Consider the following 26,761-nt stretch of genomic DNA (forward strand, 5'->3'; position numbering starts at 1 on the left):
GTGGCTTTTCGGCTCGTGCCTCAATGCGGCAGACGGTGGCCGAAGGCCGCCTCGACCGCCGCCTCGTCATAGGCTTCGCCGAGGAAGTCGAAAAGGGCGCGCAGGCTCGCCCGGTCTTTGACGTAATCGTCGTAGCGCACGAGGAAGCTCGTATCGGAATGCGCGGCGACGTAATCCGCGTATTGCCGGTCGAGATCCTCCACCATCTCCATCACTTTTTCGGTTTCCACATCTTTCCACCACGAGGAGCGCGCGACATCGGCGGCGCGCCGCGTGTTGAAGACGAGTCGGCAGGGCGGGAAGAACTCGCGGATGAAATCGAGAAATTCCGGCATCTCGCCGGGCTCCGCATCGTGGAAGCGGATTTCCTTGAAACCGAGGACACGCGTCTGCGGTGTGGGCTTCAGGATCTCGCGCACGAAGAGGCCGGCGAGTTCCTCGCCGAAGCGGCGCGGTACGATCTCGTCGGCGCCGTACCACGGTCCGTGCGCCGGGATCGCCGCCTGTCCCTGATTGTAGCGTGTGTTGTGCGCCCGCTTCCACGCCCGGAAGAGCGGATAGAGAAGGTTGTTGTTTTCCCCCCGGATCATCGCTCCGCGGATCGTCTGCAGGGCCGTCTGCAAAAGCGTGGAGCCCGAGCGGCCATAGGTGACGATGACGATGAATTTCTCGAAGTCGGGCCTGGCGGTCATAGGGGTCTCCGCGGGTTCAGCGAATGGGACGGCCGGCGCATCAACGGGCGAGCCGGCTCTTGATCGTGAAGGCGAGCGCTTCCGTGGGCACGAGGCGGCTCGACGGCACGCCGCAATTGGCGAGCGCCTTGCGCGCCTTCACCCCGGCGGCGATCACATGATGGGCGTGTTCATAGGCGGCCGCGACGGTGACGGGATCCCGGCCCCGGACGGTATCGCGTTCGACTAGGATGTCGTCGAGGGCGAGGATGGTGAAGATCTTGTCGCCCTTGGCCTCGCCGGCAAAGGGCAGGAAATCCGTGATGCCGAAAGTGATGAGGGCGTCATGGCCGCGCGCCAGCGCCATCAGGCGCGCATGCTTGGAAGGGTCTTGGACCGGGATGTCGCTTCCCATGAAGCCGAAATCCGACGGCGGCGGCGCAGGCACCGGATCGAGAAGGATGTTTTCGAAATCGGCCGCCCGTGCGGCGCGCGCGAAGGCCGGGTTTGCCGTCTGTCCGTCGAGCGCGAGCGACAGGCGCAGGCCCGCCCGCGACAGGCGCTCGCAGAAGCGGCCGAATGCGTCTTGCAGAGCCTCATCGGCTAAGCTCGCCGGGGCGACGGCGACGAGGCAGCGCTCCCGGCCTCTCGCGATGAAGGGGAACGGCTTGAAGGGGGCGTAGCCGCAGAGATCGTCGGCCATCAACTCGCGCACATCCTTCACGATCGGGCCGCGATAGAACCGGCTCGCATGGTGGAGGGGACGCGCCTGCGAAACGCGTGTGAATGGCCTCAGAAGGGCCGAAAGCCGCGCAATCCGCCGCTTGTGCCCGACATGGCCCTGAAACGGCGGCACCTGCTCGAGCGTCGGAAGGCTCCAATGCTCGACGCGCGTCACGTCGCGCAGGAGGGCAAGACCCGGCCGCTTCGGTCTCTCGAAGGCAAGCCGCGACAATTCGTTGAGCGGGATGAGGGCGATGAGAGCCTCGGCGGCTTCGATGTCCTTGCGCGCGCGCCGCGTGTCGCCGACGAAGCGGCTCGCGTGATCGGCGGCACGAATGGAAAGGATGTGCGGGCCGGAAAGGGGCTCTGCCAGTGCTTCGAAGAAGAGGCTGCGCAGATGCTGCGGCCATTCCATGTCGGCCGCGGCGCGCCCGTGATGGGCAACGAGAATCGGCGGAACGTCGTGCTCGTGAATACCGGAGAGATGCTTTTCGAAGAGGGTCGCCGCTTCCCGCAACTTCAATGTGCGGCCGGGCAAAAGCGGGTCCGATGTCGCCCGGATCTCGCCGGTCTCAAGGTCGGCCATCAGGAAACAGGGCGCTTCCTCGTGCTCGTCGGCAAGGATCGCCGAGCGGGCGAAGAGATCGGAATGCTTGCGCTGCATCCCCGCCATGATCTCGTCCGTCTGGCGGCGCGACTGCGCGACCATGCTTTCCGGACGCACGCGATAGAGAAAGCCCGGATCGGTGACACGCACGCCGTGAAAGCCGGCTTCGCGGGCCGACAGCCAGAAATCCCAGTCTTCGAGGCCGAATTTCATCGTCTCGTCGTAGAAGACGCCGGCGCGAAAAACGTCAGACCGCACCAGACTGCCCGCCTCGCTGATATTGCCGCGACGATGCCGGAGCGCGGAATCGGCGAGCGTGGTTTCGCGCACGTCGACGCCGTCGACCATCGGCGTCAGGCCGAAAGCGTGCACGTCCGGAAAGGCCCAGCCGGCGCCGTCCTCCGCGCCGAGGGCGGCCGCATAGGCGGCAAGTGCGTAATTCTCCAGCCTGTTATCGGCATCGAGAAAGAAGATCGCGTCGGTATCCGGAAAGAGCCCAAGAAGCGTGCGCACGCCGGTGTTGCGGGCCGCCGACAGGCCGCCATTTCTCTGGCGCAGGCTGATCACCCGCCCCGGGTAGCGCGCCCGACAGGCCGTCAGCGCATGCTGGGTTTCCGGGTTCGGACAGCCGTCGTCGACGACGGCCACCACATGGGGTGTCGCAAGCATCTGCTCGCAGGCGCTTTTCACCGCTTCGACGGCAAAGCGCGAATGGCCGTAGACCGGCACGACGACGCCGATCCGCCGAAAGCCGGACGGCCCGTCATTGCCGGTGAGGAGCGGGCCCCGCATCACTTCTCCGAACGAGGCTTTGCCTTGCCGCCGGTGAGCTCAAGGCGATGCGCGCCCTTGCCGGCGACCGTGAGATCGAGCCCATACCAGCGGCACCAGGCAAAGCTGATATGTCCGGAAAGACTGCGGATGGTGCATAGAAGGTCGGCAGGCTGTGCGAGCGGCGTCTGAAGCTCGATGGCAAAATCGTGCCGCTCATTGGGCTTCGTGTTCACCTTCGCGGATGCGATGACGAAATCGGGCCGGGCGGTGTCGCCGTCTTCGACGAAGCGCTCCATCGCCCTGGCGAAGGCGGCGGGGTCTTCCTCGCCCGCACCGCGCTCGATAAGGAACAACCCGTATTCCGCATCGGGTCCCAGACGGTGGCTCGTCATCACCCGCGCGCCGACACGAACTAGCCCCTCGGGCAGGATGCCGACACCGCGCGCCCCCGAAAGCCCGTCGGGCAAAGGATGCGTTTGCATGAAGTTTTCGACGTCGGAGATCTCGAAAACCGAAAACCCGAGGCCTTCGGATGCGCGGCGACCTTCGCTGTCGCCGAACATGTAGCTCATCCGGCTTTTCAGTTCCGCGAAGGGGATGCGCCGGGCAAAGGGCGGTTCGAGTTCGCTCCGCAGCGCCTCGATCTTTTCGACCTCCATATGCGATGCGCTCAATGCGATCTCGACGCCTGAGGAATTGCGGAGCGCCAGGACGACGTCCATCGGCCGCTCGGTCGGTCCCGCGAATGTCAGCCGCAATGTCGTGCGCGTCGCCTTCGGCAGGCGTCGGGTGAGCGAGGCCGGCAGGTTCGCTGTCGTGCCGGCATCCTGCGCGAAAATCGCTTCGACGACCTGACGCAGCTCGTCCGCATCGCGCAGAAGGAGATCCTGGCTCGGGATTGCAAGGATGGCGGTTTCGATCTCTTCATCCACATCGTCGGCGGCGCGCGCGAGATCGACGGAGACGGTGAGCGTGCCGGGCTTGATCGCATTCGCGAGCCGGAAGCCGCCGATCTTTCCAGGAAGGGTGCGCAGGCCGATCTGACCATTGCTGTCGGTTGCCGAAAGCGGGCCGCCCTTGCTCGTTTGCCGAAGGATCGCCTCTTCGGCGGCGCCGAAGATATAATGCAGCCGACGAGAGAGCCCTGCCGTATCGAGCGGGGCACGGGAGATCCGCAAAGCCGCACGGTTCGCTGCCGGAAACGCTTCGGGCGAAAGGCCCTTCCAGACCTTGAGCGCGAGCGAACCCGCGCCGTCGGGATCGATCAGCCCGAAACGGTCGGTCGTCTCGTCCGTGAGCGACAGGAGCGGTGCGGCAACCTTTGCGTCTCGGAGGAAGGAGACGGTGAGGACGCCATCGCCGTGGATCGGACCGACGGCCTTTTCCAGAACGATATCGTTCCAGCCGGCCTTCAAATCCGTAGCGGCAATCTCCGCCCGGGCGAGGCTCTGCCGCAGATCGGGGGGGCCGAGCGTGACGATGATCTGGCCGGAGGTCTTCATGGGCGTGACGACATAAAGACTGACGGCGTTGATGCCCGCGAGATCGACCGGCAGGCGTTGGACGAGCGAGGTCGCCTCCACGTCGCCGCCAGGGCCGATCGTGTGATCGCCGTCCGGCACCTCATAGGCGAGCATGCGGGTGGAATAGCCGAGCGCCTCGACCATCTCGCGGCCGAGGCGAAGCTGCAGCTGTTGCCACTCGGCGTGCTGGCGCATCTCGGCAAGCTCGCTCTCGCGCCGGCCGAGGACCTCTTCCTGGATGGCGAGGCGATGGCTCATCGCCGGCAAGAGCGCATGGGTGAAGTGTAAGAGCGCCGCATCGGTCTCGGTCGCGTCGATGACGGCAAGAGAGGGGACGGGCCGCGCGTCGTGCCGCTTGAAGAAACCGACGAGCTTTGCCGCGATTTCCTGTTCGCCGTCGCCGCAGGCAATCAGGAAGACGCCGTGCGGGATGGCGTCGATGAGGACATGGGCGGCCGCGCCCGGATGCGATTCCGAGGATCTGAGCCGGCCATCCTGATCAAACAGCGTGACGGAAGTCGGAAGATGCGACAGGTCTCCGAGACGTTCGGCAAGGCTTTCGGAGACGAACACCTGGCTCGACGCTCCGAAGATCTGCTGGGCGCTGTCGGGATCGACGAAAATCCCGCTGGAAAAGGCGGTCGGGTCCGGCACGTCAGGCGACCTTCTTTCTGCGCCACCGCTCGAGATGGCCCTGAGCCTCTGGGCCCCCGGCGAGATAGCCTTTCAGACGGGCTTTGTTGAGCTTGTGCCGATACGCGATCTCCTCGTCGGCGATCCCGTGGGTGCGTCCCCAGGCGGTGTCGGCGGCATTGAGGGCGGCGAGCGTCTTCTCGAGAGTGGCGGCATCTTCCATGAGGACGTAGCCGAAATGCTCGTAGAAGAACCGCGCCTCGATCATCGAACGCTCTTCGGTCTCCGCTTCGTCGTAATCATGCGAATGATAGACGACGGCATTCGGTGCGAAGACTTTCTGGTAGCCGGCCGCGACGATGTCCTCGGCGTAGAGCTGGTCTTCGCCGAAGGGAACGTCGCGATAAGGGATTTTCTCCCAAACGGAACGCCGCAGGCAGGAATTGTTGTCGCTGTAATAATGCAGCTGCTGCCGCCATTGGATGTCGCCCGCCGCGTAGCGTGCGGGATCGAGATCCTTGGAGACGGCGAGCGGCATCTCGAAGAATTGCCGGAAATGCTGGTCGATGTCGCGCTTGGTAAAGGCGGTCGCGGCTTCCCAGGCGAGATGGTGACCGAAGGCGCCGGCGGCATCCGGATAATGGTCGAGCATCATCACGAGATTGGCGAGCCAGCCTTCGTTCGTCGGCAGCGCATCCTGGGTGAGAAAGGCGATGTAATCGCCGCTCGTCAGCTCGACGCCGAGATTGCGCGTGCGGCCATGGCCGAACTCCGATTTGTCGATGCGGTGCAGCATGACCGAATCGTCCGCCTCGATGCGCTCCATCGTGCCGTCGCTCGAGCCACTGTCGATGACGAGGATCTCGAACGGCTCGTGCAGCTTCTGCGCCTTCACCCGCTCGATGACGTCGAGGAGGAGCGGCCCGCCGTTGAGGGTCGGGATGACGACGGAGGCTTTCGGTGTGGCCCGCGGGACTGCCGGCGCAAGCCGGGCGTGCCCGAGTTCCTGAAGCCGGTCGACGATGCCTTTTTCGATGACGTCGGCAGCGCGTTCCCAGCTGAACTGGGAGACCCAGTTGAGGGCCTTGCGCGCCTGTGTGGCGCGGTGCTCGCTATCGAAGAGCAGCGCTTCGATGGCATCGGCGAGAGCGTCGGGATTGGCGCCCGCGCGCGACACCACGCCCTCGGGATAGATCGCCTTGGTGCTTTCCACATCGAGCTCGACCACCGGCAGGCCGCAGGCCATCATTTCCTGCGGAACGAGCGAGTAGTTCGTCGCCGAGAAGACGACGCCGATCGTGGCGGAACGGTAGAGCCGGCTGAGCTCCTGCGGCGGCAGCGTCCCATGCTGCACGAAAGGGAAGGGCGCTGTCTCGATCGGCTCTTCGGAACCGAAGAAATCGACGATGAATTCGTGTCCGCGCCGCGCCAGCACCTCGAGCGCCAGAAGGCCGAGATCGACAGCGCGCCTGGCGGTGAAGCGGCGGGCGTAAAGCGCGATCCGCGGAAGCGCGTCCGCGTTGGCGGCCGGCGTCGAGCGCGGGCTTGCCGGATAATAAACATCGCGATCGGCCGCGAGGTGGAAATGGCGCGTCCAGCGGCCGAAATTCTCCTCAAGCGTTTGCGACAGCCACGGGCTCGCGCACAGGCAATCGACGTCACTTCGATAGGTGGTTTCCGCCAAAAGCGCTTCGGCGCCGCGGGCAAAGAAGAACGGCTCGTAATCCTGCACGAAGTAGAAGCAGCGCTTCACCTGCTGCATCGAACGGGCCGGCCACACCGACGCCCAGTCGGTCGCGATGACGGCATCGCCTTGAGCATCGACGAAACCCTCCTCGTCGATGAGGCGGATGTCCGCGTCGATCGTCTGATAATGGCGCACGACGTCGTCGTAGGTCCCGTCGAGCGGCTCTTTCGGATCGCGGTTATGGATCCAGACCGTCTGGCGGTGACCGCGCAGACCGAGGGCACGCACCATCCGGAAGATGGTCATATGGCCGCCGCCGCCGGTGCCGAAATCCGGGATCACCCAATGCAGGACGAGACGGTTCGGTATGAAACTGCCATGCGCATCGGCGGTCTCGGCGGGCCGGTGATCCAGCGGGTAACGCAGAAAGCTTCCCTTGCAGCAATGCGCGTCCCGCCGCCCGAGATTGATGCGATGGCCCGGCTTTGCGGGATCGACCGGCCTGAGCGCGGGCGCCTGCGGCAGCCCCTCCTTCATGAAGCGCGCGATCGGCTCCCCATCGCGTGGCGACCAGCCGGTGAGGTCGCCGTAATGCGTGAGACTGAAAGCCACCGACGGGTCGCAGCCATTCTGCCAGCCATGGCGCAGATAGTGCAGGATCGGAGGCAGGCCGCGCAGCGCGTAGCGGTGCTCCTTCGTGTACCAGGTCGGGTCGAAATATGGATTTGGGCTGCGGCCTTCGCGGATGCCCCAGTCGATGTAATGTCGAAGCGGATCGGGCACGGCGACGACGTCGGGATATTTCCCGCGATACCAGGTCTCGTGCAGAAGCCCGCTTTCCGAAATCTCGTCATAAGCGCCGCGCGGGATCGTCATCGGCTCGCGTTCGACGTCTGCACGGCCGGTGGCGACGAGAAACTGCTCGTAGGCCGTGAGCTTCTTTTGCGAGAGGTCGGGGTGGTCGCGCAGATAGGCGGCGGCGTCGAAGGTGGGCGAGGGGTTGCGGCCTTCGGTGCAGCCGACCTGAAGGTAATGGATGAGAGGGTTGATCTCCGCGGCCCGAATGTCGGGGTAGGCAGTCAAATAATAGGTGACGTCGAAATGCTCCGACGGATTGCGCCCCTCTTTCCAGCCGATGCGATGAAAATGCTCGATCGGGTCGATCTCGGCGCGCGCCACATCCGGATTGTTCTCAAGGTACCATTGCCCGTTCATCAGGATCGGATGCGCCCTGAGGAGCCGCATCGATCCCGTGAAGGGCAGCAGATAGCGTTTCAAAGTCCGCTTGAGTGTGGCGTTCACGAACGCGCTCCCAGGGCAATACGAAATGCCAGGCCGGCATGATGCGGCTGTGTGGCTCGGATGGATGGCACAGGTCGCGCCAAATCGAAAGGACGACCGGCTCAGCGACAGGTCTTGGCGCCAGAGGCGACATCGACCATGAGCTGCCGGTGACAGGGCAGAAGATGCTTCATGGCATAGCGCTCCAGGACCGTGCGACGTGCGGCCGCGCGCAACGGCACGAATTTCTGCTGCCCGGCGAGCGCCTCCTCCATCCGAGCGGCGATCTTGTCGGAATCGAAGAAGTCGACGAGGAGGCCGTTCTTGCCGTCCTCGATCATCTCCCGGATGGGGTCGGTGTCCGAACCAAGCAGCAGGACGCCGGTGCTCATCGCCTCGATCATCGACCATGACAGCACGAAGGGCACGGTGAGATAGACGTGCACGGAGGAGATGCGGAAGACCGTACGCAGCTTCTCCAACGGCACCAGATCGAGAAAGTGGATGCGGCTCAGATCGAGATCGAGCGTTTCCAGGGCATGTTCCTTGTAGGTCTTGCCGTCGGAGCGTTTGGAGCCGTAGGCGACGCGGTCTCTGCCGACGACGATCGTCTGCATGTTGGGGCGCCGCTTTTGCAGCTTGGCGACCGCCTCCATGAACTGCGGAAAGCCGCGGTAGGGCTCCATGCCTCGTGTGGCATAGGTGACGATCTCGTCTCCCGCCCGAAACGTCTTGTCGCCGATCGTGAGCGTGTCGGAGCGGTCCGGACACATGAAATCCGTATCGACGCCGTCGTGCAGAAGCTCGATCTTGTCGCGGAACATGGCCGGAAACTGGCTGTGCTGAAACCGCGTCGGACAAATCCCCCAATCCATGATCGAGAGATCGGCAAGGAAAGGCGCATTCTTCATCTGCATGCGCACGCGCTCGTCATAGGGGGCGGGTTCGCGGCGCAGGAAGTCGGTATCAGCGCCCGTCGAATTGTACCACCACTCGTAATAGGTGAGCATGCGTGTGTCGGGCCACAGTTCGCGCAGGAACATCGTCGGACCCCAGCCGGAATGGCCGCAGATGATATCGGGCTTCCAACCCGATTGCTTCACGCTGACGAGTTTCTGAAACACGTTCTGCGCATTGATGACGGCAGACTCGAAAGAAACGACCGCAGGATGAATGCCCTTTGTCACCGGGCGATGCGGTTTGTACAGGACCTTTTTCAGAGGAAACTTCTGCTGGTTCGTCTCCAGCGTAACCGCGATCATGTCCTCGACCAGTGGGTCATCCTTTAAGAAGTTGATGAGACGTCGATACTGGCCAGGAAAATTGTTGTGCAGGAAGAGTATTTTCATGAGGCGGGAAAATCCGAAAAGGTGCTTGGCAAGCCAGGCGTCGTGCCGGCAACGGGGTTTTCGAACCCTGCACGAAGGCAATGCGGGGGCGCGGCTGCGCTGTCAACACGCAGGATGGAAAGGCGCCAGAAAGCCGCTCGTCTCAAGCTAGGCAAGAGCGTCGACCCGTGCCCAGGCGGTGACGGCATGCTCGCTGGCTTCCGGTACGTAAGCGAAGCCTTGTTTCGACAGCCCGTCCATGACGGCTTTGACGCCCGGAAGACCATAAATGTCCGGGTGAAGTTCAAGGACGAGCGCGCGCAGCTTGTACGGCAACGGGTCTGCGAGAAGCTCAAGCTCGGCGCCTTCCACATCCATGACGACGACCTGCGGGTCCCACTCATCGAGACGCTTGGAGATGGCACGTGCTGGGACCTCCACCCGACGCGCCTCCGCTCCCGGCCGTGTCGACGAGGCCCAGAAATCCCTGGTCACGTAAAAGTCCGCCGTGCCGTCCTCGCGTGCGGCGAGCTCGTGGTGGAGGGTCGCGCAGGTCACGCCGTTCAGGCGGTGATGGTGTTCGATGAGGGCGAGAAGCTCCGGATTGGCCTCCACACACTCGATCGTGATGTCGGCATGGGTAAGGGCCATGAAGCTCGAGATGAAGCCGCAGCCGCCGCCGAATTCGACCACGCGATCGCCCGGCCTCACCATGATTTCGCTCGCCCGCGCCTCCGCGCCTTCATACCAGCCGCGCTCGACGGCCCGCCGCAGCTTTTCGGTGAAAAGGGGATGCGACAGGTCGAGGCGGACACCCCGGCATTCGACGATTTCCGGGCTCGTGGCCGGCTGCATCTCTCGCTCCTTGTCCTCACGCTGCAGAATAAGCGTCGGTGGTCGGCTTATCCGCACTCGCCCGCCGCGGCAACCAGTCGCCGAAGCCGCCCCGAACGTCTTCCCAGGGTGCATTTTTCTGTGCAACCCATGTCAGCGTGTCGTATTTGACTGGCTTTTTGCAGACGCGTGTCTGCAAAAGACGCAGACTGTCTCTGGCATAACCGGCTGCATCCGGTCATACTGGGGCATCTCCAGATAGAGACCGACTCCGTAGGTCCCAGATGCACTGTCATCTGGGACCTCTTTTTGAGAACCCTATTCGAGCGTTGCCGAGAAGGGTTTCTCAAGGATCGTTTCCCCGTCCCGCTCGACACTATAGACGGCTTCGTAGCGCCCGGCCGGCCAACCCTGAGACGGCCGTTTGCGACCGGCGAAGACGAAGACCTGGGCCTTGTTGGCTTCGAGCGGGTCGACGGCCTGATCGACCAGAACCTGCCCTCCAGGCGCGGTAATGCGCATGTGCTGGATGTCGTCTTTCAGAAGGCCGATGGCGCGGCCATAGGCGACAAGCACGGGCGCGCTCGTGTCGGGATCGTGCAGCATGCCGCCTTCGATATCGACCATCTTGAGGTCTGCGCGGTCGCTGAAGCCGACATTGAGGATGCTGCCGGCCGTATAGGCGAGGTTCGCCCGGAGGTCCTTGGCCCAAAGCGAGGTGCCGGCGATTTCGTTCTTGCAGGCCGCCTCACCTTCCATGGCGGCAACATCCGGCTGGTAGCTGAACGGGTCGACGATCGTCCCGTCCTTCGTCAGCTGAAGATGCACATGCGGAAATTCTGTCTGTCCCGACAGGCCCACCTGGCCGAGAACGGCGCCCGCTTCCACCTGCTCGCCCGGCCGCACCACGATGCTGCCAAGGCGCATATGGCAATACTGCGTCTGCCAGCCGTCGCCGTGATCGATGACGAGGCCATTGCCGCATTCGGAGCCTTTGACGTTCTCCACCCCGATGCGGCGCACGGACACATCATCCATCTTGTCGCGCACGCGCAGCACTTTGCCGGGGGCCGCTGCCAGCACGTTGACCCCCTCGCGCATCGCCTCAAGCGTCGGAATGCGAAAATCCGTTCCCTTATGGCCATCATAAGTGAGGCTGCCGCAATGATAATCATGCGCACCCGAGGTGCCGTCGCGGTCGACGTAATGCTGGATGAAGCAATCGGTCCCAGGCGTGCAGGCGAGAGGCAGTTCGAGTTCGAAGGCGGCCGCCGATGCCGTGAGCGGCGCAAGAAGGACGAGTGCGAGCGCCGGAGCGCGAAGCCGCCCCACTGCGGTCAAAGCGGGCATCGCACGGCTTGATGAGGCGACGGAGAGATGGCCATGCCACGCGCACATGGGCGTTCCTTTCCTGATGAGACGGCCCGAAGAAAGGTCGCAAATGCGACCGCTTCGTGACTGGGGCAGGGGTAAGACGCGCTTTCGAGCGCGATCTTAGGAGTCCCAGGCGGGAAAGCCTGTCACCGTGACCCGCCGATACTGTGGCTGGTGCTCATGACCCGCTCGACCATCTCTGGGTCGTACTCCTCGCCGAGGAAGGCGCACAATTCGGCGAAGTAGGAATGATCGCGGCAGACGGTGTCATAGTCGAAGGAGAAAGAATGTTCGGGGTGGTCCCGGGCATAATCTTCCATGCGCGTTCGCATGACCGAGATCGCCCGCTCCGCATCGCCTGGCTCGTAATCCGGCCACCAGCCGCTCTTCAGCGTATCCTCGACATTGCGGAAATTGAAAATGAAGGCGGCACCGGGGAAAGCTCGCCGGAGAAACCGGAGATAGGGCACGAAGTCCCCGTCGCTCAGCGTCCTTCTATCGTAGCGAATTTCCTTGAAACCGCAGCATCTTGCGCCGACCGAAGGTCTCAGAACGGAGCGAAAGAAAGCATCCGCGCAACCGGCCACGAACATGTCGGGCTCGATGAGCTCGGCGCCATACCACGGGGTCCCCGGCGTGGTCGCGTCGTTTCCCCACTCAGAGCGCGTGTGCCGCAATCGTCTTTGCGTGCGGAAGAGTGGGACGAGGGCCGCGTTGTTCTCGCCACGGATGTGATAGCCCGGCAGCGCGTTCAGCAATCCCTGCAGCAAGGTCGAGCCCGAGCGGCCATAGGTGACGATGAAAAGGAAGGGAAAGCGCGCGAGCTTCGGTTGCCGGAGATAGTCTTCGAGCGATCGCAATCGTGGCTCCTGATCTTGCCGGGATCGACGCGCCGGAGCCTCTCGGCGCGCCCCCGTGTTTGAAGGATGCTGCCAGCGGGTGAGAACCTTTTGAAACACGCCCTGCCGACGCCGCCCGCCTAGAATGCGTTTTTGCGCGAACTTCGTTCAAGCCCTCAGGCCTCATACATTCTGCGCTTCATCCTCGGCCAGGCCGAGAAAGCGACGCCGTGAGCGGCGCCGGGCATTGTCGTAAAGCTGCCGGTCGAAACGTACGAAGGTCTCATAAAAATCCCGGACTTCGCCTTCCTGCAGATCGATTGTCTCCGACAGCATCGCCTCGTTGGTGCGCGGAATTGACCCGAGCCCGGGGATCTTCCTGGTCAGCTTTTTGTGTGCCGTCGCCATGTCGTCGAGGGCGAAGAAGAAGTCGAAATGTTTCAGATGTCCCATCGAAAAGCGGCCCTGCTCCTCACCGATGCGTCCGCCGATGGAGCGGGTCATGTAGCGGGTCTGCGTGTTGTCGAAGAGGGAGATGGCGGTCGGCGAGGCAAGGATCGGTTCGAGCCTGGCGACGTCGTTGAGATCCGTCTCCCAAAGGGCGAGCGACAGTTCGGCGATGTTTTCCGGAATGAGACGACGGCGGGCCTCACCATCGGGCCGTCCATAGGCCTTCACCCATTTGAGATGCGAGAGGAGCTGCTTGAGCGGCTCGCGGAAGATCGTGATGGTGAAGACGTCGGGCCGCATCACGAGGTCGCGCACTCTCGAAAAGGGGAAATGTCCGGACGCGTAGAAAGGTTGGCCGTCGCTGACGACGGAATAGAAGAGTTCTCGCTGGCTCTCCATGTGCTCGAAATGCCGTCCGTCGGGGACGGCTTTTTGGAAGGCGAGGTTGAAGGCCGAACCTGCCGTTTTCGGAATATGCAGGAAGAAAATCTTGTCGATATTCTTACTTTTCCTGCTCGTCACGATGCTGCGTGAGAGCGGAAGAGCGTTCTTCAGGTCCTGGAGCTTGCGCATCGGCTCAATCAACTGCGAAGTGAGAAATCTTCGTGCTCCCGGCTCAAATTGGGAGAATAGAAGGGGTCGCGCGCCAACAGGCGTTGCCATTTTTTCTGCATGTAGAGCGATTCTTCGAAAAATCGGGCCTGTTTCTCGGAATTGTCCTCATGTCCGCGCGAAATGCTTTCTAGGTGGTACATCTCCGCATAGGGCGTGAAGACGTTCGCAAAGCCGAGCTTTTGGACGGCAAGGCAGAAATCGACATCGTTGAAGGCGACGGCGAGATGCTCTTCGTCGAGGCCGCCCACAGCCTCATAGACTTCCTTGCGCACGATAAGGCAGGCCGCCGTCACCGCCGAAACGTTCTGCAGGATCTTGAGCCGCCCGAAATAGCCGGGCTCCTCGCGCGGGAAATATTTGTGGGAATGGCCGGCAACGCCGCCAATGCCGAGGATCACGCCGGCATGCTGGATCGTATCGTCGGCATAGTAGAGTTTGGCGCCGACGCAGCCGATATCCGGCTGAACCGCCCAGGACACCATTTCCGTGAGCCAATCGGGCGAGATTACTTCGATGTCGTTGTTGACGAGGCCTAAAATGGCGCCGTTCGCTTGGGCGGCGGCGAAATTGTTGATTGCCGCGTAGTTGAACGGCTTGTCGTAGGAGATGACGCGGATTTTCGGATCTGCGCGCAGCTCCTCGAAATAGCGATGCGTCTCAGGTTCGACGGAGCCGTTGTCGACGATGAGGATCTCGTAAGCGTCGTAAGTGGTCTTGGTGAGGATCGATTCGATGCAGCCACGCAGAAGTTTTGCGTGATCGCGCGTCGGGATGATGAGGCTGACGAGAGGGCGGGGCTCCGGCACTGAGAGCTTCAGCCGGTAGAAGGGCACGCCCGGCGCCGGCTCGACCTTCGCCGGCAGTCCGGTGCGTGTGACATGATCCTCAAGGGCGCGCTGGCCGGCAAGATAGGCATAGTTCTTCTCCCCGCCGGCCATGGCCGTTGAGCCCTCCACCGCGCGCCAGTGATAAAGCACTTTGGGGATGTGCCGGATTTTCGCGGGAGCGACGATCTCGGCGATGCGCAGATTGAGGTCGTAATCCTGACTGCCCTCGAAACCCACGCGCCATCCGCCGACGCGACGGATATTTTCCGCCCGATGCACGGTCAGATGGTTGAAATAATTCTGTGAGCGTAGAAGCTCGCGCGAATAGTCCGGCTTGAAATAGGGCTCGTAGCGTAGCCCGTCCGAGCCGAGTTTGTCCTCGTCGGAATAGACGATCTCAGCGTCCGGATGGCGCCCGATTTCGACGGCGACTTCGCCGAGCGCGTTTTCCCGCAGGACATCGTCATGGTCGAGGAGGGCGATCCAGTCGCCCATTGCGACGGCCAAAGCGGAATTGGTGGCGGCCGAGATGTGCCCGTTGATCTCTCGTCGAACGACCTTGATGCGGGTATCGTGCTCCGCCCATGCCTCGAGGCGGCTACCGATCTCCGGATCCGACGAGGCATCGTCGGCGATGCACAATTCCCAATCCGGATAGACCTGTTCCACGACGGAGCGGATGGCGGCATCGAGAAGATCGGCCGGAGGGTTGTAGACCGGCATCAAAACGCTGATGACGGGGCGCCTTTCGAGCGCCTTGATCTGCGTCTCGAGCCTCTTGCGATCGCGCTCCGGCTGGTAATCGTAGCGCTTGATCCAATCGGGATAGCTGCCGCCACCGGGGCTCAGCCGCGACGGTGTGCGCACGCCCACGAAATGCGGGCGGCGCAGATAATGCCAGTATTGCCGAAACCGGCGCACAAGGCGCATCGGATCTCGCCAGAGGATCTGGAGTGCGTGGCTGGCAAAGAAGAGAAGCGTTTCCGCCCGGTTGCGGCGCTTGATGCGGAGGCGGCCGATTTCGAATTTGCCGGCGCCGTCCGCGGGGTAGAGGCAAAGCTCGTTCGCCGGCTCGGGCAGATAGAAATCGGCTGAGAAGCGGTTTCGCCGCCGGTCGCTTTTGAGGCTCACCCGATAAGTGGCGAGAAAACCCTTGCCCGTGTCGATGACGATCTGCGGTGTGACGACGGAATTGCCCGAGATTTCAAAGGCGCAATGATACCAGCCGGGCTCGAACGGACGGACCGGCCGAAAGCGGATCTGCGGGTCGTCGGAGGTCGCAGTGTAGACGCCGTCAGCGCCCGAAACGTTCACATATTCGCACGCCGCACAATCCTGTCGAAGGTCAACAGCGCGCACTTTTTCGGTTCCTCGCTTTGATCATCTTGCGCCGGTCCGGTCTCATGCCGGGGCGCTTGCTCGTCTCTCAGTTCGGCGAGCCATCTCGGTCGCGCAAGAGGGTGTTCACCACGCGGGCGACGCTTTCCTGCCAGGGCGGTGCCGCATGGCCGAAATCCGTGGCGAAACGGCGGCAGTCGAGCCGGGAGTTCTTGGGCCGCGCCGCCTTTGTCGGAAACTCCGCCGTCGTGATCGCCGCAACCTCCGCCGTTGGGCCGGAGAGCGTTCCGCTCACACGGAAGATTTCTCGCGCGAACCCGCACCAGCTCGTCTCGCCGCTGCCGGCAAAATGATAAAGCCCGTTCGGGCGGGCGGCCCCGGCCTTCTGCCAGTGCCGGGCGATTGCAAGAACGGCGTCGGCGATGTCCTCGGCCGAGGTCGGATTGCCGATCTGGTCGTCGACGACGGAAAGCTGATCGCGGCCTTCGGCAAGCCGGAGCATCGTCTTGACGAAGTTCTTGCCGTAGGGGCTGTAGACCCAGGCGACACGCAGGATGAGATGGTTGGCATTGGCGGCGGCAACCGCCTGTTCGCCGGCAAGCTTGCTGGCGCCGTAGACGCCCTTCGGGCCCGTCGCTATCGCCTCGTCATAGGGCTCGGCGCCCTCGCCCGAAAAGACGTAATCCGTCGACAGATGGATGATCGGAACACCGAGCTCGCGTGCGGCTCGCGCCACTTCGCCTGCACCTTTCTCGTTGATGAGAAAGGCCTGGTCCGGCTCGTCCTCGGCCTGGTCGACCGCGGTATAGGCGGCGGCGGAGACGACGACATCCGGCCGAGCGGCGGCGATTGCCGGCGCGATCGTCTCAGGCCGCGCCAGATCGAGCTCGGGGCGGCCGACGGCGATGATTTCGGTCGCATCAGATCGGGTGCCCGCTGCGATCAGGGCGCGTGCGACCTGCCCCTCCTTGCCGGTGACGACGATCCTCATCCGGCCTTCGCTTTCTGATGGGCATGGCCGAGACGTTCGCCCTTGTAGCGCTCGGCGCGGAGCGGGCCCCACCACCATTCGTTTTCGAGATACCAGTCGATGGTGCGGGCGATACCCGTCTCGAAACTCTCTTGGGCGCGCCAGCCGAGATCGCGCTCGATCTTTGAGGGATCGATCGCATAGCGCCGGTCGTGACCCGGACGGTCGGTGACGAATGTGATGAGGTCGCGGTAGCTCTTGTTGCCGTCGCGCGGCCGCCGCTCATCGAGGAGATCGCAGATCGTCTCGACGACCGACAGGTTGGTGCGTTCCGCGCGTCCGCCGATATTGTAGCTCTCGCCGATCTCGCCCTTGCCGACGACGAGGGCGAGCGCCCGCGCATGGTCCTCCACGTAGAGCCAGTCGCGCACATTGGCGCCCTGGCCGTAGACCGGCAGCTCTTTCTCGTCGAGCGCGTTCAGGATGACAAGCGGGATGAGCTTTTCCGGGAAGTGGTAGGGCCCGTAATTGTTGGAACAGTTGGAGAGGACGACCGGCAGGCCGTAGGTTTCGTGCCAGGCGCGCACGAAATGGTCGGACGCCGCCTTCGAGGCCGAATAGGGCGAAGAGGGCGCGTAGGGCGTCTCCTCGGTGAAGATGCCGCTGTCGAAAGGCAGGTCGCCGAAGACCTCGTCGGTCGAGACGTGATGGAAACGGAATTTTTCCTGTGCCTCTGACGAAAGCTCGCGCCAATAGGCGAGCGTCGCGTTGAGAAGCCGGAAGGTGCCGACGACATTGGTTTCCACGAAGGCTGCCGGGCCGTCGATGGAACGGTCGACATGGCTTTCGGCGGCGAGATGCATGACGGAGTCGATGCGCTCCGCCTTCATGACGTCGAGGAGCGCCGTGTCGTCGCAGATATCGGCCTGAACGAAGACGTGGTTGGGCGCATTCTCGATCGCGCGCAGAGACTGCCGGTTGCCGGCATAGGTGAGCTTGTCGACGTTGACGACGCGCTCCACGCCCTCCTGCACGAGATGGCGGCAGACCGCAGAGCCGATAAAGCCCGCCCCGCCCGTCACGAGTATTCTCATCTCTTGGCCTCCGGCCCGATTAATCGAAGATATCCGCTTCGGCGAGGAAGGGCGCTCCCTGATCCTTCGCCGACAGCGTGAGCGCATCGCCAGATAGCGGCCAGTCGACGCCGATCTCCGGATCGTCGAAGCGCAGCGAGCGGTCGTGCTCGGGCGAATAGACGTCGGTCACCTTGTAGAGGACCTCCGTATCCGGCTCGAGCGTCAGAAATCCATGCGCGAAGCCGGCCGGGATCAGGATCTGGTTCCATTTCGCAGCGGAGACTTCGAGGCTGACCCATTGCCGGAAGGTCGGCGAAGAACGTCGGATGTCGACGGCGACATCGAGGATGCGCCCGCGCGTGACGCGCACCAGCTTGTCTTGCGCCCGCGGCGGCAGTTGATAATGCAGCCCGCGCAGAACCCCGACCGCCTTGGAATAGGAATGGTTGTCCTGCACGAAGGTGAGCGGGATACCCGCTTCCGCGAAGCGGTCGGCATTGTAGGTCTCGGAAAAGAAGCCGCGATCGTCGCCGAACTTTTTCGGGACGATTTCGACGACGCCTTCGAGGCCGAGAGGCCTGACCTCGATCATTGGCTGCGCTCCTGAATGCGGCGCATCAAATATTGCGCGTAATGGGTTTTGCCGAGCTTCTCGGCGCGGGCGGTGACGGCCGCCGCATCGAGATAGCCGAGCTCGAAGGCGATCTCTTCCGGGCACATCACCATGGTTCCCTGCCGGTGTTCGATGGTGCGCACGAAAGCGGCGGCTTCGTGGAGGCTGTCATGTGTGCCGGTGTCGAGCCAGGCATAGCCGCGTCCAAGCCGCGAGACTTCAAGGTCGCCACGTTCGAGATAGGCACGGTTGACGTCCGTGATTTCGAGTTCGCCACGGGCGGATGGCTTCACGTCGGCTGCGATGTCGACGACGTCGTTGTCGTAGAAATAAAGCCCGGTCACCGCCCAGGAAGATTTCGGCTTTGTGGGCTTTTCCTCGATCGACTGCGCCATGCCGGTTTCGCGATCGAAGGAGACGACGCCGTACCGCTCCGGATCGTCGACGTGATAGGCGAAGACGGTGGCGCCCGTGTCCTTGCTGGCCGCGTTCTTGAGAAGGCCCGAAAGGCCGGCGCCATAAAAGATGTTGTCGCCGAGGATGAGGGCGGCAGGGTCGTTGCCGACGAAATTGCGCCCGATGATGAAGGCTTCGGCAAGGCCGTTCGGATGCGCCTGTTCGGCATAAGACAAGGACACGCCGAAAGCGCTGCCGTCGCCCAGGCATTCCTGGAACATCGGCAGATCGCGCGGTGTGGTGATGATCAGGATGTCGCGAATGCCCGCCAGCATGAGCACGCCGAGCGGGTAATAGATCATCGGCTTGTCATAGATCGGCAGCAATTGCTTGGAGACGGAAATGGTGAGCGGATAAAGCCGCGTGCCGCTGCCGCCCGCCAGAATGATCCCCCGCATGGCTATACCTCAGCTGAAAAGTCCACAGGCCTCTAGGATAGGTAGGCCGCGCGTGCAAGCGCACGCCAGCCTTGCTTCAGGGCGCGCCGAGGCGCCCTGGCAAAGAAAGACGCTGGAGGGAAGCTCTTAGGCGATCGCGATCTTCGGGTCGAGGGGGCCGCACTTGGATTGTGTGGTGGCGATGCCCCTTTGGGACCCGGCCGGTCCTGACAGCTGCCCGATCGCTCGGCTCATCCGGCGAGCTGGGGGAAAAGCCCAACGAGTCCCACGATGATCAGATAGAAGGCGATCACGTAATTCAGGATCTGCGGAAAGACGAGGATGAGAATGCCGGCGATGAGAGCGACCGCCGGCTGGATGAGGACGATGTCCATGGGTGAGGTCTCCTGGATAGGGGCGGGGGATGGGGGCTGTCCGCGGTCCGCCCTCGTGACTGTCGCAAAACGTAGAAGAGCGAAGAGCGTTGCTCACGCTTTGAGCGAAAGAGCGAAGTTTATGCGGGGCATATCGAACGAAAATCGCCGCGATGGACAATCTCTCGACAAATCGCCATGACAAGCATCTGAGACAGCGTTCAGCTCGATGGTCCGCTGAACGGAGTCGTGGGCCGGTCATGAACATCCGTGTCCGGCGGTTGCCAAATCTTGGAGGTGCCTCGATGAACATGCTGGCCGAGCCTTTGCAGAAATTCGCCACCAATTCGCTGGAGAGCCATTGGCTGCCGTTTACGGCAAGCCGCGATTTCAAGGCCGAGCCGCGCCTCGTTGTGAAGAGCGAGGGCATGTATCTGTGGGACCACAAGGGCGGCAAAATCATCGACGGGTCGTCGGCGCTGTTCAACGTGGCGGCGGGCCATGGCCGCAAGGAGATCATCGAGGCGGTTCACGCTCAGATGCTGCAGAACGATTACTCGCCGCATTTTCAGCTCGGCCATCCGGGCTCTTTCGCCCTGTCCGCCAAGCTCTCGCAGATCCTTCCTGAACCGTTCAATCACATCTTCTTCGTGAATTCCGGTTCGGAGGCGATCGATACGGCACTGAAGATCGTCATGGCCTATCACCGTGCCCGCGGGGAGGGGCAGCGTCTGCGCTTCGTGTCGCGCGAGCGGGCCTATCACGGCGTCAATATCGGCGGTGTGTCGCTCTCGGGCCTGATGAAGAACCGCGAGGCTTTTCCGGGCGTGATCCCGAATGTGGTGGCGATGCGCCATACCTGGGATTCTGAAAACACCTTCGTGCGGGGACAGGCGGAAACAGGCGCCGAGCTCGCCGACGACCTGCAGCGCTTCTGTGACATGTACGGCGCTTCGACCATCGCGGCGGTTTTCGTGGAGCCGGTCGCAGGTTCCACCGGCACGCTCGTGCCGCCGAAGGGCTATCTGGAACGTCTGCGCGAGATCTGCGATGCGAACGGCATTCTGCTGGTCTTCGACGAAGTGATCACCGGTTTCGGCCGCCTCGGCGCGCCTTTTGCCGCTCAGGCCTTTGGCGTCACCCCCGACATCATGACGATGGCGAAAGCGATCACCAACGGCACCATTCCAATGGGCGCCGTCGCTGCACGTGACGAGATCTATGAGACGATCACCAATTCCGCACCAGAGAACGCCATCGAGTTCTTCCACGGCTACACCTATTCCGCCCATCCGGTGGCGTGCGCCGCGGGGCTGGCGACGCTCGACATCTACGAGCGCGAAGGGTTGTTTGACCGGGCGGCCGATCTGTCGGGCTACTTCCTCGACGCCATCTACTCGCTGAAGGACATTCCCGCCGTTCGCGACATCCGTGGCTATGGAATGATGGCGGGCGTGGAAGCCTGGCCGGAAGACGGAAAGCCGGGTGTGCGCGGCAACAGGCTGCAGAAAGAACTTTTCTGGAAGGGTCTGCACGTGAAGTTCACGGGCGATACCGCGATCGTCGCGCCCGCTCTGATTGCCGAAAAAAGCCATGTCGATGAGATGGTTGACATTCTGCGTCAGACGCTGAGTGTGCTCTAGGGCTGCCGCTAAAAAAGGCGAGTGGCCAAAAAAAGCGGCCACTCGCCGCAGGAAAGTGCCCGCTCTTTGATCCAGATCACGGGTATGTCAATCTGATGGACGTATCGTCAGTGTCAGGCCTGCTTGACGGTTACGCGGCGAAGCGCCGCTAGCCAAGCACGGTTCGGGCTGATTATTGTTCGAGCGGCATCGACCGGGGAACGCTATGTTCGATTATCATTCTCATTTCGAAGCCGCCATCGCGGCCTTGCGCAACGAGCGGCGTTACCGCGTCTTCGCCGATCTGGAGCGGCAAGTCGGGCGGTTCCCGCGGGCCATCTGGCGACGCGACGGCCAGGCGGAGGAAGTCGCCATCTGGTGTTCGAACGATTACCTGGCGATGGGGCACCATCCCAAGGTCGTTGAGGCCATGCGCAATGCGGCACTGACGATGGGCGCAGGCGCTGGTGGCACGCGAAACATTTCCGGCACCAATCGGCCGCTGGTCGAGCTCGAAAATGAGCTCTGCGATCTGCATCACAAGGAATCGGCGCTCGTCTTCACCTCGGGCTTCGTCTCCAACGAGGCGGCGATCTCGACGATCGCCCGGCTTCTGCCGGACTGCCTCATCCTGTCCGACCAGCTCAATCACGCCTCGATGATCGAAGGCGTCAAGCACGCTGGCACGCAGAAACAGATCTGGCGCCACAACGATCTTGCGCATCTGGAAGAGCTCCTGAAGGCTGCCGGCAAGGATCGCGCCAAGCTGATCGTCTTTGAATCGGTATATTCGATGGATGGTGACGTCGCGCCGATCGAGAAGATCGCCGATCTCGCCGACGAATATGGCGCGCTCACCTATATCGACGAAGTGCATGCCGTGGGCATGTACGGCGAACGCGGCGCGGGCATTTGCGAGCGCGACGGCGTCATGGACCGTATCGATATCATCGAAGGCACGCTGGCGAAGGCTTTCGGCACGCTCGGCGGTTACGTCACCGGACCTGCCGCGATCATGGATGCGGTCCGCTCCTACGCGCCGGGCTTCATCTTCACGACGGCTCTGCCGCCGGCGATCGCTGCGGCCGCCTGCGCCTCGATCCGCCATCTCAAGACGTCGCAGGAAGAACGCGCCAGACAGCAGCGCCAGGCTGCGCGCACCAAGGACGTGCTGCGCAGGGCCGGCCTGCCGGTCATGCCGAGCGAGACGCACATCGTTCCCGTTCTCGTCGGCGAGCCGGAAGCCTGCAAGGCGGCGAGCGACCGGCTGATGGAAAAGCACCGCATCTACATTCAGCCGATCAATTATCCGACCGTGCCGCGCGGGACTGAGCGCCTCCGCATCACGCCGACCCCGATGCACGACGATCAGCTCATCGATCAACTGGCCGAAGCCTTGGTGGAGACGTGGCTGGCTCTCGATTTGCCGCTCAGTCGACCCGACATGGTAGACACGGCGCCGGCGCGCGCCCAGATCTTCGCGGCTTCGGGCGGCTGAGTGCCGCGGCCGGCTGCGGCCTCCAACTGCAACAGATAGCGCGACGCCAGACGTCGCATCAGAACGCGGGCCGAGAGGCCCGCGTTTTCGTTTGGGATGGCTGCAGGCTTAAAGCCACGCCTCTTTTCGGATCGGTACGCCGAGGTTCCGCGGCGGCTACTTCTTCTTCCCGCGTTCGCTGCGTCCGCGTTCCCAGGGTTCTTCGGGATCGGGGGCGGCGTGCCCCTGCTGCCGCATCAGCCAGCGCGCAAGAAGAGGCACTGCGAGCGCAAGGGCTGCGAACCGCACCACGTGATGGGCGGCGACATAGGCCGGGTCCACATTCATGGTGAAGGCGAGGATGGTCAGCGCCTCGAGCGCGCCCGGCGCAAAGGCCATGAAGGTCTGCAGCAGCGAAATGTCGAGGATCATGCTCGTGATCGCCGCGCCGATCGCGGAAACGACGACGGCGATAGCGAAGGAAGCGCCTGCGGCCGCCAAGATCTTCGGCAAAAGCGGTCGGTCTTCGGGTCTCAGCCTGCAGCCGGCGATGGCGCCGATGCCGACAAGGCTCGGGATCAAGATGAAAGCCGGGATCGTCGTCTCGACCACGCCGGAGACGCAAAGCACGGCCGCCGCGAGGAGGCCGCCGAGCATCTGCCCGCCCGGAATGCGCAGCTTGTAGAGAAGAAATCCGCAAACGGCCCCGGCGGCGAAGAGCAGAAAAAGCTCGCCCCAATCGACGGAGGCGACGCCGCGGGCGCTAACCGCACTCGGATGAACGCCAGCCAGGAAGGCGGCAAGCGGCAGCGCCTCGAGCAGGATGATGAGCCGAAGGCTCTGCGCGATGGCGACGCGTCGAAGATCGGCAGAGGTCATCTCGGCAGCTGCCAGCACGAAGGAGAGCGCCCCGGGCAGAGCTGCAAAAAGTGCGCTGTGGCGGTCCCATCGGAACATGCGCACCAGGAGAAGGTAGCTTCCGACGGTGACCAGGATCACAGTGATCGCAAGGGCGAAAAAGCTGACCGGCCAGCTCGACACTTCGTTGAGCGTTGCCGGCGTCACCCCCGTTCCGGAAATCACGCCGAGTACTAGGAAGACGATATTGCGCAGTCCGCTCGGGATCTCCGTATGGAAGCCGCCGAGACTGGACGCGGCGACGAAGAGCATGCCACCGGAAATCCACGCGGCGGGTAGGCCGATCAGCGCAAACAGAGCTCCACCTGCCGTCGAAAGGGCAAGCGTGGCCGCGACCCGAACGAGGGTTTCGCGAGAAGGAAGGACAAAGCCGCCGGCCTCGCCACTCACCTCGCGAGCCAGCTTGCGAGCCGCCGCCCGGCTTCGGCCATGTCCTCAGGCTTGCGCGCAAAGCAAAGCCGCATGAAAGCCTCGCCCGCCGCTCCGAAGGCTGTGCCCGGCGCCACGCCGACATTTGCCTCGTCAACGAGACGCAAACCGAGCTTTCCCGTCTCCTCTTCGCCTTTGATCGAGAAGAAGAGATAGAAGGCGCCGTCGGGCCAGGTGAAGCGTGTGCGCGGCGAGGTTTGCAGCGCCTCGCAGATCACCTTTCGGCTTTGGCGGGCGCGCTCCACCTGCTCGACAATGAAGGGTTCGCCTTCTTCCACGGCAACGGTCGCCGCGCGCTGCATGAACACGGCGACACCGGAAGTCGAATATTGGATGAGGTTCTCAAGCACCCGGCCGAGCGCGGGTGGTGCCCCAATCCAGCCGACGCGCCACCCCGTCATCGCCCAGTTCTTCGAGAACGTGTTGACGAAAAGAATCGGGTCGTCGTCCCGTGCGATGTCGTAGAAAGACGGCGCGCGATCACCCGCGAAGAAGAAGCGGTTATAGACTTCGTCGGCGATGATCCAGAGCTTGCGCCTGCGGGCGAAATCGAGAATCGCCTGCAATTCCTCCCGCGTTGCGGTCCAGCCGGTCGGGTTCGACGGCGAATTGAGGAAGATCGCTTTCGTCTTCTCGTTCGTGGCGGCAAGAAGCTCGTCGATATCGAGACGCCAGCCGGCATTGTCGGTGAAATGCATCGGCACATGCACGGCCGTCGCACCGGCAAGGCCGGTGGCCGCCGCGCAATTCGGCCACGCGGGTGTCGGGATCACCACCTCGTCACCGGTCCCGGCAACCGCTGCAATCGCGATCTGGATCGCCTGCATTCCGGAGCCCGTCACGAAGAAACGCTCGGCTGAAAAATCTCGCCCGTAAAGCCGCTGATGGTAACGCGCGAGCGCCTCCCGCAGAGGCGGGATGCCGCGCTGCCACGTATAGAAGGTCTCGCCAGCGGCGAGCGAGCGCGCTGCTGCCTCGCAGATGAAATCCGGTGTCGGAAGGTCGCCTTCTCCAGCCCACAGCGGGATCATACCCGGCCTTTCACGGCCGTAATTCATCACCTCCACGATGCCGGAATCAGGCGCGGCAAGCGCCTCCTGGCGGAGCGTGGAAAGAAGTTGCGTTCCGGGTTCGGAGAGATCGGAGGGAAGGGCGCTCATGCGCAATTTGTAGCGCCCGTTCACCGAGCCCGTCTAGCGCCTTGATGAGCTCAAATGGTGGGATGCCTGTCTTTCGCTGCGGGAGTGCGCGCCTGCAGCGCATCGCGGATTTCGCGAAGCAGCCGGATGTCTTCCGGCACTTCGGGAGCCGCCGCCGGCTTTTCCTCACGCTTGCGCATCAGCCGGTTCACGACCTTGACCAACAGGAAGACGGCAAAAGCGACGATCAGGAATTTGACGAGGGCATTGATGAAAAGACCGATGTTCCACGTGACGGCGCCGGCCTGCTTCGCCTGCGTGATGGTGTTGAAGGTGCCGTCACCCTTCAGCACGAGGAAGAACTGGGAGAAATCCACGCCGCCCAGAAGAAGGCCGATCGGCGGCATCAGAATGTCATCGACGAGAGACGACACGATCGCCCCGAAGGCCGCGCCGATGATGATGCCCACCGCCATATCGAGGACATTGCCTTTGAGGGCGAACTCACGGAATTCCTTCAGCATTATACGTCCTTCGAGGTCGTTCTGGGAGCTTTCGCCACTAGGCCCGATCGTTGCAACCGCACGAGGGCTGCTGCGCAAGGCGTGGGCGAAGCGATCGCGTCAAGGATACAGCGGGCGGCCGAGACGATTGCTTCGCGGGCCTTGAGCGCCCACCGCGAGAGCTCGTTCCGTCGCGCGCCTCGGGACCCGAGGCAGGGGAGGCGAGCCTCACCGTCCGCGGGCGAAACTCTGGCGCTGCTGGATCTGGCTGCTCGCCTGCTCGAAATTCGTCGCCGCGTCGCCGACCGAGATCACCTTCTCGCAAATCGGGGAGCAGGACAGGGTCTGGCGTTCCGAGCCGTAGAAGATGGTCGTGAGCTGCCGGTCGTTCGACACCACCTGTAATGTCGCGTTCGCGACTTCGTGTCCATCTTGATCGAGTGCGATCAAGTTGGTCGTGCCGGCCGCCTTGCCCGTGAGGACGAGGGTTTGTTCATCCTCCACCGTCGCATCCGCGATTCCCGGATTGCCGATCACGATTGTTGACACCGGTTTGTCGAGCTTCATCACCTTGGCGAAATCGATGGTGAGCGCGATCGTATCTGCACGCGCGGGAAGGCTCGTGGCGACGAGAAGGAGAAGGGGCAGCAGCCCTGCCAGGATGCGAGCGGCAGCGGCTCGATTCGTCCTGGTGCGCACGCCTTGCATGAGATCGTCCTTACCAAATTCATCAGCACACTACGTAAGAAGGGTGAACGAAGTGCAAATAACTTCGTGCAAAGGCTCCTCGCTGTTCCGCGTCGCGCGCCGGGTTGTTCAAATTTGTTTGGAAAACATTAGGTCTCGTAAGTGCATGATTTATCGATATAAAATTCTGAAAGTTTGGCGGGCCTAGCCCAATTCCGTATCTTGAGGAGATCTCGGCGCATGCTTCGCGCAAGGTTCGTTGTGCAGCATCGCGCTGGCTCTCTGGACGATTGAATTAAGATTGCCGCAAACAATTGTTGCTAGGCATTGTCCCTAGTTCCCGGGCACCAAAGACCGCAACGGCGGGCGTTCGGGGTGACGACAGAAGGAGCAGAGAGATGAAGAAGCTTGTGAACCGCTTCGTGAAAGACGAGTCCGGTGCGACCGCTATCGAATATGGCCTGATCGCCGCGCTGGTTTCGGTCGTGATCATCGCCGTACTGACGACACTGGGCACCAACCTGACGAGCACGTTCAGCTCGGTGGCGAGCGGGCTTGGCGCGAGCTGAGGGCTAAAAGCGAGATTTAGCCTTCGCATCGGGCGTAAATGCAACGG

General features: G+C 62.8%; 22 protein-coding genes. 3 read left to right on the forward strand and 19 right to left on the reverse strand.

The genetic code is table 11. The features are described 5' to 3' along the window. Positions 1-20: 20 nt before the first annotated feature. The 15 genes from NYQ83_RS16675 to NYQ83_RS16745 form a co-directional block, all read right to left on the reverse strand. Complete coding sequence (locus NYQ83_RS16675; protein WP_261215964.1) at positions 21-692, reverse strand: sulfotransferase; 672 nt, start codon at positions 690-692, stop codon at positions 21-23. 40 nt (positions 693-732) lie between these two features. Then, the gene (locus NYQ83_RS16680; protein WP_261215967.1) at positions 733-2,793 is read right to left on the reverse strand and encodes a glycosyltransferase family A protein; all 2,061 of its coding nucleotides are present in this window, start codon (positions 2,791-2,793) and stop codon (positions 733-735) included. Continuing rightward, positions 2,793-4,952, reverse strand: a complete 2,160-nt coding sequence (locus NYQ83_RS16685) for a DUF6212 domain-containing protein (RefSeq protein ID WP_261215968.1) — start codon at positions 4,950-4,952, stop codon at positions 2,793-2,795. Before NYQ83_RS16685 ends, NYQ83_RS16680 begins: the two co-directional genes overlap by 1 nt. 1 nt (position 4,953) lies before the next feature. Then, a complete protein-coding gene (locus NYQ83_RS16690; RefSeq protein ID WP_261215970.1) occupies positions 4,954-7,920 on the reverse strand; it encodes a glycosyltransferase in 2,967 nt (988 codons plus the stop codon). A gap of 101 nt (positions 7,921-8,021) precedes the next feature. Next, positions 8,022-9,248, reverse strand: coding sequence for a glycosyltransferase (locus NYQ83_RS16695; protein WP_261215971.1), 1,227 nt, complete (start codon positions 9,246-9,248; stop codon positions 8,022-8,024). Positions 9,249-9,395: 147 nt separating this feature from the next. Then, positions 9,396-10,082, reverse strand: coding sequence for an FkbM family methyltransferase (locus NYQ83_RS16700; protein ID WP_261215972.1), 687 nt, complete (start codon positions 10,080-10,082; stop codon positions 9,396-9,398). A gap of 297 nt (positions 10,083-10,379) precedes the next feature. Continuing rightward, positions 10,380-11,459, reverse strand: coding sequence for a M23 family metallopeptidase (locus tag NYQ83_RS16705; RefSeq protein ID WP_261215973.1), 1,080 nt, complete (start codon positions 11,457-11,459; stop codon positions 10,380-10,382). 122 nt (positions 11,460-11,581) lie between these two features. Then, a complete protein-coding gene (locus tag NYQ83_RS16710; protein WP_261215975.1) occupies positions 11,582-12,295 on the reverse strand; it encodes a sulfotransferase in 714 nt (237 codons plus the stop codon). A 162-nt stretch (positions 12,296-12,457) separates the two neighbouring features. Continuing rightward, complete coding sequence (locus NYQ83_RS16715; RefSeq protein ID WP_261215976.1) at positions 12,458-13,297, reverse strand: hypothetical protein; 840 nt, start codon at positions 13,295-13,297, stop codon at positions 12,458-12,460. Positions 13,298-13,305: 8 nt separating this feature from the next. Next, a complete protein-coding gene (locus NYQ83_RS16720) occupies positions 13,306-15,525 on the reverse strand; it encodes a glycosyltransferase family 2 protein (RefSeq protein ID WP_261215977.1) in 2,220 nt (739 codons plus the stop codon). 67 nt (positions 15,526-15,592) lie between these two features. After that, on the reverse strand, positions 15,593-16,495 hold the full coding sequence (gene rfbD / locus NYQ83_RS16725; protein WP_261215978.1) for a dTDP-4-dehydrorhamnose reductase: 903 nt from the start codon (positions 16,493-16,495) through the stop codon (positions 15,593-15,595). After that, positions 16,492-17,568 carry a dTDP-glucose 4,6-dehydratase gene (rfbB, locus tag NYQ83_RS16730; RefSeq protein WP_234629848.1) on the reverse strand — a complete coding sequence of 359 codons (1,077 nt, stop codon included), beginning with the start codon at positions 17,566-17,568 and terminating at the stop codon, positions 16,492-16,494. Before rfbB ends, rfbD begins: the two co-directional genes overlap by 4 nt. 19 nt (positions 17,569-17,587) lie before the next feature. After that, positions 17,588-18,142 (reverse strand): dTDP-4-dehydrorhamnose 3,5-epimerase, encoded by a 555-nt coding sequence (rfbC, locus tag NYQ83_RS16735; RefSeq protein WP_261215980.1) that lies wholly within the window; start codon positions 18,140-18,142, stop codon positions 17,588-17,590. Further along, on the reverse strand, positions 18,139-19,017 hold the full coding sequence (gene rfbA, locus NYQ83_RS16740) for a glucose-1-phosphate thymidylyltransferase RfbA (protein WP_128291939.1): 879 nt from the start codon (positions 19,015-19,017) through the stop codon (positions 18,139-18,141). Before rfbA ends, rfbC begins: the two co-directional genes overlap by 4 nt. 230 nt (positions 19,018-19,247) lie before the next feature. Beyond that, complete coding sequence (locus tag NYQ83_RS16745; RefSeq protein WP_128291940.1) at positions 19,248-19,391, reverse strand: DUF3096 domain-containing protein; 144 nt, start codon at positions 19,389-19,391, stop codon at positions 19,248-19,250. 284 nt (positions 19,392-19,675) lie between these two features. Between NYQ83_RS16745 and NYQ83_RS16750 the strand changes: the two genes are divergently transcribed. Further along, positions 19,676-21,013, forward strand: a complete 1,338-nt coding sequence (locus NYQ83_RS16750) for an aspartate aminotransferase family protein (protein ID WP_261215982.1) — start codon at positions 19,676-19,678, stop codon at positions 21,011-21,013. A gap of 205 nt (positions 21,014-21,218) precedes the next feature. Continuing rightward, positions 21,219-22,490 (forward strand): 5-aminolevulinate synthase, encoded by a 1,272-nt coding sequence (gene hemA, locus NYQ83_RS16755; protein WP_128291942.1) that lies wholly within the window; start codon positions 21,219-21,221, stop codon positions 22,488-22,490. Positions 22,491-22,646: 156 nt separating this feature from the next. Here the strand turns inward: hemA and NYQ83_RS16760 are convergent, their stop codons facing one another. The 4 genes from NYQ83_RS16760 to NYQ83_RS16775 form a co-directional block, all read right to left on the reverse strand. Further along, positions 22,647-23,777, reverse strand: coding sequence for an AbrB family transcriptional regulator (locus NYQ83_RS16760; protein ID WP_261215983.1), 1,131 nt, complete (start codon positions 23,775-23,777; stop codon positions 22,647-22,649). Then, entirely contained in the window at positions 23,774-24,976 is a 1,203-nt protein-coding gene (locus tag NYQ83_RS16765; RefSeq protein ID WP_261215984.1) for a pyridoxal phosphate-dependent aminotransferase, read from the reverse strand. The genes NYQ83_RS16760 and NYQ83_RS16765 overlap by 4 nt, the downstream gene beginning before the upstream one ends. Positions 24,977-25,026: 50 nt before the next feature. Beyond that, positions 25,027-25,479 carry a large conductance mechanosensitive channel protein MscL gene (gene mscL, locus NYQ83_RS16770; protein WP_261215985.1) on the reverse strand — a complete coding sequence of 151 codons (453 nt, stop codon included), beginning with the start codon at positions 25,477-25,479 and terminating at the stop codon, positions 25,027-25,029. Between the two features lie 207 nt (positions 25,480-25,686). Beyond that, on the reverse strand, positions 25,687-26,166 hold the full coding sequence (locus NYQ83_RS16775; protein WP_261215986.1) for a pilus assembly protein N-terminal domain-containing protein: 480 nt from the start codon (positions 26,164-26,166) through the stop codon (positions 25,687-25,689). A gap of 377 nt (positions 26,167-26,543) precedes the next feature. Here NYQ83_RS16775 and NYQ83_RS16780 point away from each other — a divergent pair, with 377 nt between their 5' ends. Beyond that, entirely contained in the window at positions 26,544-26,714 is a 171-nt protein-coding gene (locus NYQ83_RS16780; protein WP_261215988.1) for a Flp family type IVb pilin, read from the forward strand. Positions 26,715-26,761: the final 47 nt, after the last annotated feature.

It is taken from the genome of Afifella sp. JA880, assembly GCF_025379905.1.
In the GTDB taxonomy this organism is placed as follows: domain Bacteria; phylum Pseudomonadota; class Alphaproteobacteria; order Rhizobiales; family Afifellaceae; genus Afifella; species Afifella aestuarii.

Coding starts and splice junctions, on each gene's coding strand:
- NYQ83_RS16675 (WP_261215964.1), bottom strand. CDS start 692: ATGACCGCCAGGCCCGACTTCGAGAAATTCATCGTCATCGTCACCTAT.
- NYQ83_RS16680 (WP_261215967.1), bottom strand. CDS start 2,793: ATGCGGGGCCCGCTCCTCACCGGCAATGACGGGCCGTCCGGCTTTCGG.
- NYQ83_RS16695 (WP_261215971.1), bottom strand. CDS start 9,248: ATGAAAATACTCTTCCTGCACAACAATTTTCCTGGCCAGTATCGACGT.
- NYQ83_RS16700 (WP_261215972.1), bottom strand. CDS start 10,082: ATGCAGCCGGCCACGAGCCCGGAAATCGTCGAATGCCGGGGTGTCCGC.
- NYQ83_RS16705 (WP_261215973.1), bottom strand. CDS start 11,459: ATGTGCGCGTGGCATGGCCATCTCTCCGTCGCCTCATCAAGCCGTGCG.
- NYQ83_RS16715 (WP_261215976.1), bottom strand. CDS start 13,297: ATGCGCAAGCTCCAGGACCTGAAGAACGCTCTTCCGCTCTCACGCAGC.
- rfbD (WP_261215978.1), bottom strand. CDS start 16,495: ATGAGGATCGTCGTCACCGGCAAGGAGGGGCAGGTCGCACGCGCCCTG.
- rfbB (WP_234629848.1), bottom strand. CDS start 17,568: ATGAGAATACTCGTGACGGGCGGGGCGGGCTTTATCGGCTCTGCGGTC.
- rfbC (WP_261215980.1), bottom strand. CDS start 18,142: ATGATCGAGGTCAGGCCTCTCGGCCTCGAAGGCGTCGTCGAAATCGTC.
- rfbA (WP_128291939.1), bottom strand. CDS start 19,017: ATGCGGGGGATCATTCTGGCGGGCGGCAGCGGCACGCGGCTTTATCCG.
- NYQ83_RS16745 (WP_128291940.1), bottom strand. CDS start 19,391: ATGGACATCGTCCTCATCCAGCCGGCGGTCGCTCTCATCGCCGGCATT.
- NYQ83_RS16750 (WP_261215982.1), top strand. CDS start 19,676: ATGAACATGCTGGCCGAGCCTTTGCAGAAATTCGCCACCAATTCGCTG.
- hemA (WP_128291942.1), top strand. CDS start 21,219: ATGTTCGATTATCATTCTCATTTCGAAGCCGCCATCGCGGCCTTGCGC.
- NYQ83_RS16765 (WP_261215984.1), bottom strand. CDS start 24,976: ATGAGCGCCCTTCCCTCCGATCTCTCCGAACCCGGAACGCAACTTCTT.
- mscL (WP_261215985.1), bottom strand. CDS start 25,479: ATGCTGAAGGAATTCCGTGAGTTCGCCCTCAAAGGCAATGTCCTCGAT.
- NYQ83_RS16775 (WP_261215986.1), bottom strand. CDS start 26,166: ATGCAAGGCGTGCGCACCAGGACGAATCGAGCCGCTGCCGCTCGCATC.
- NYQ83_RS16780 (WP_261215988.1), top strand. CDS start 26,544: ATGAAGAAGCTTGTGAACCGCTTCGTGAAAGACGAGTCCGGTGCGACC.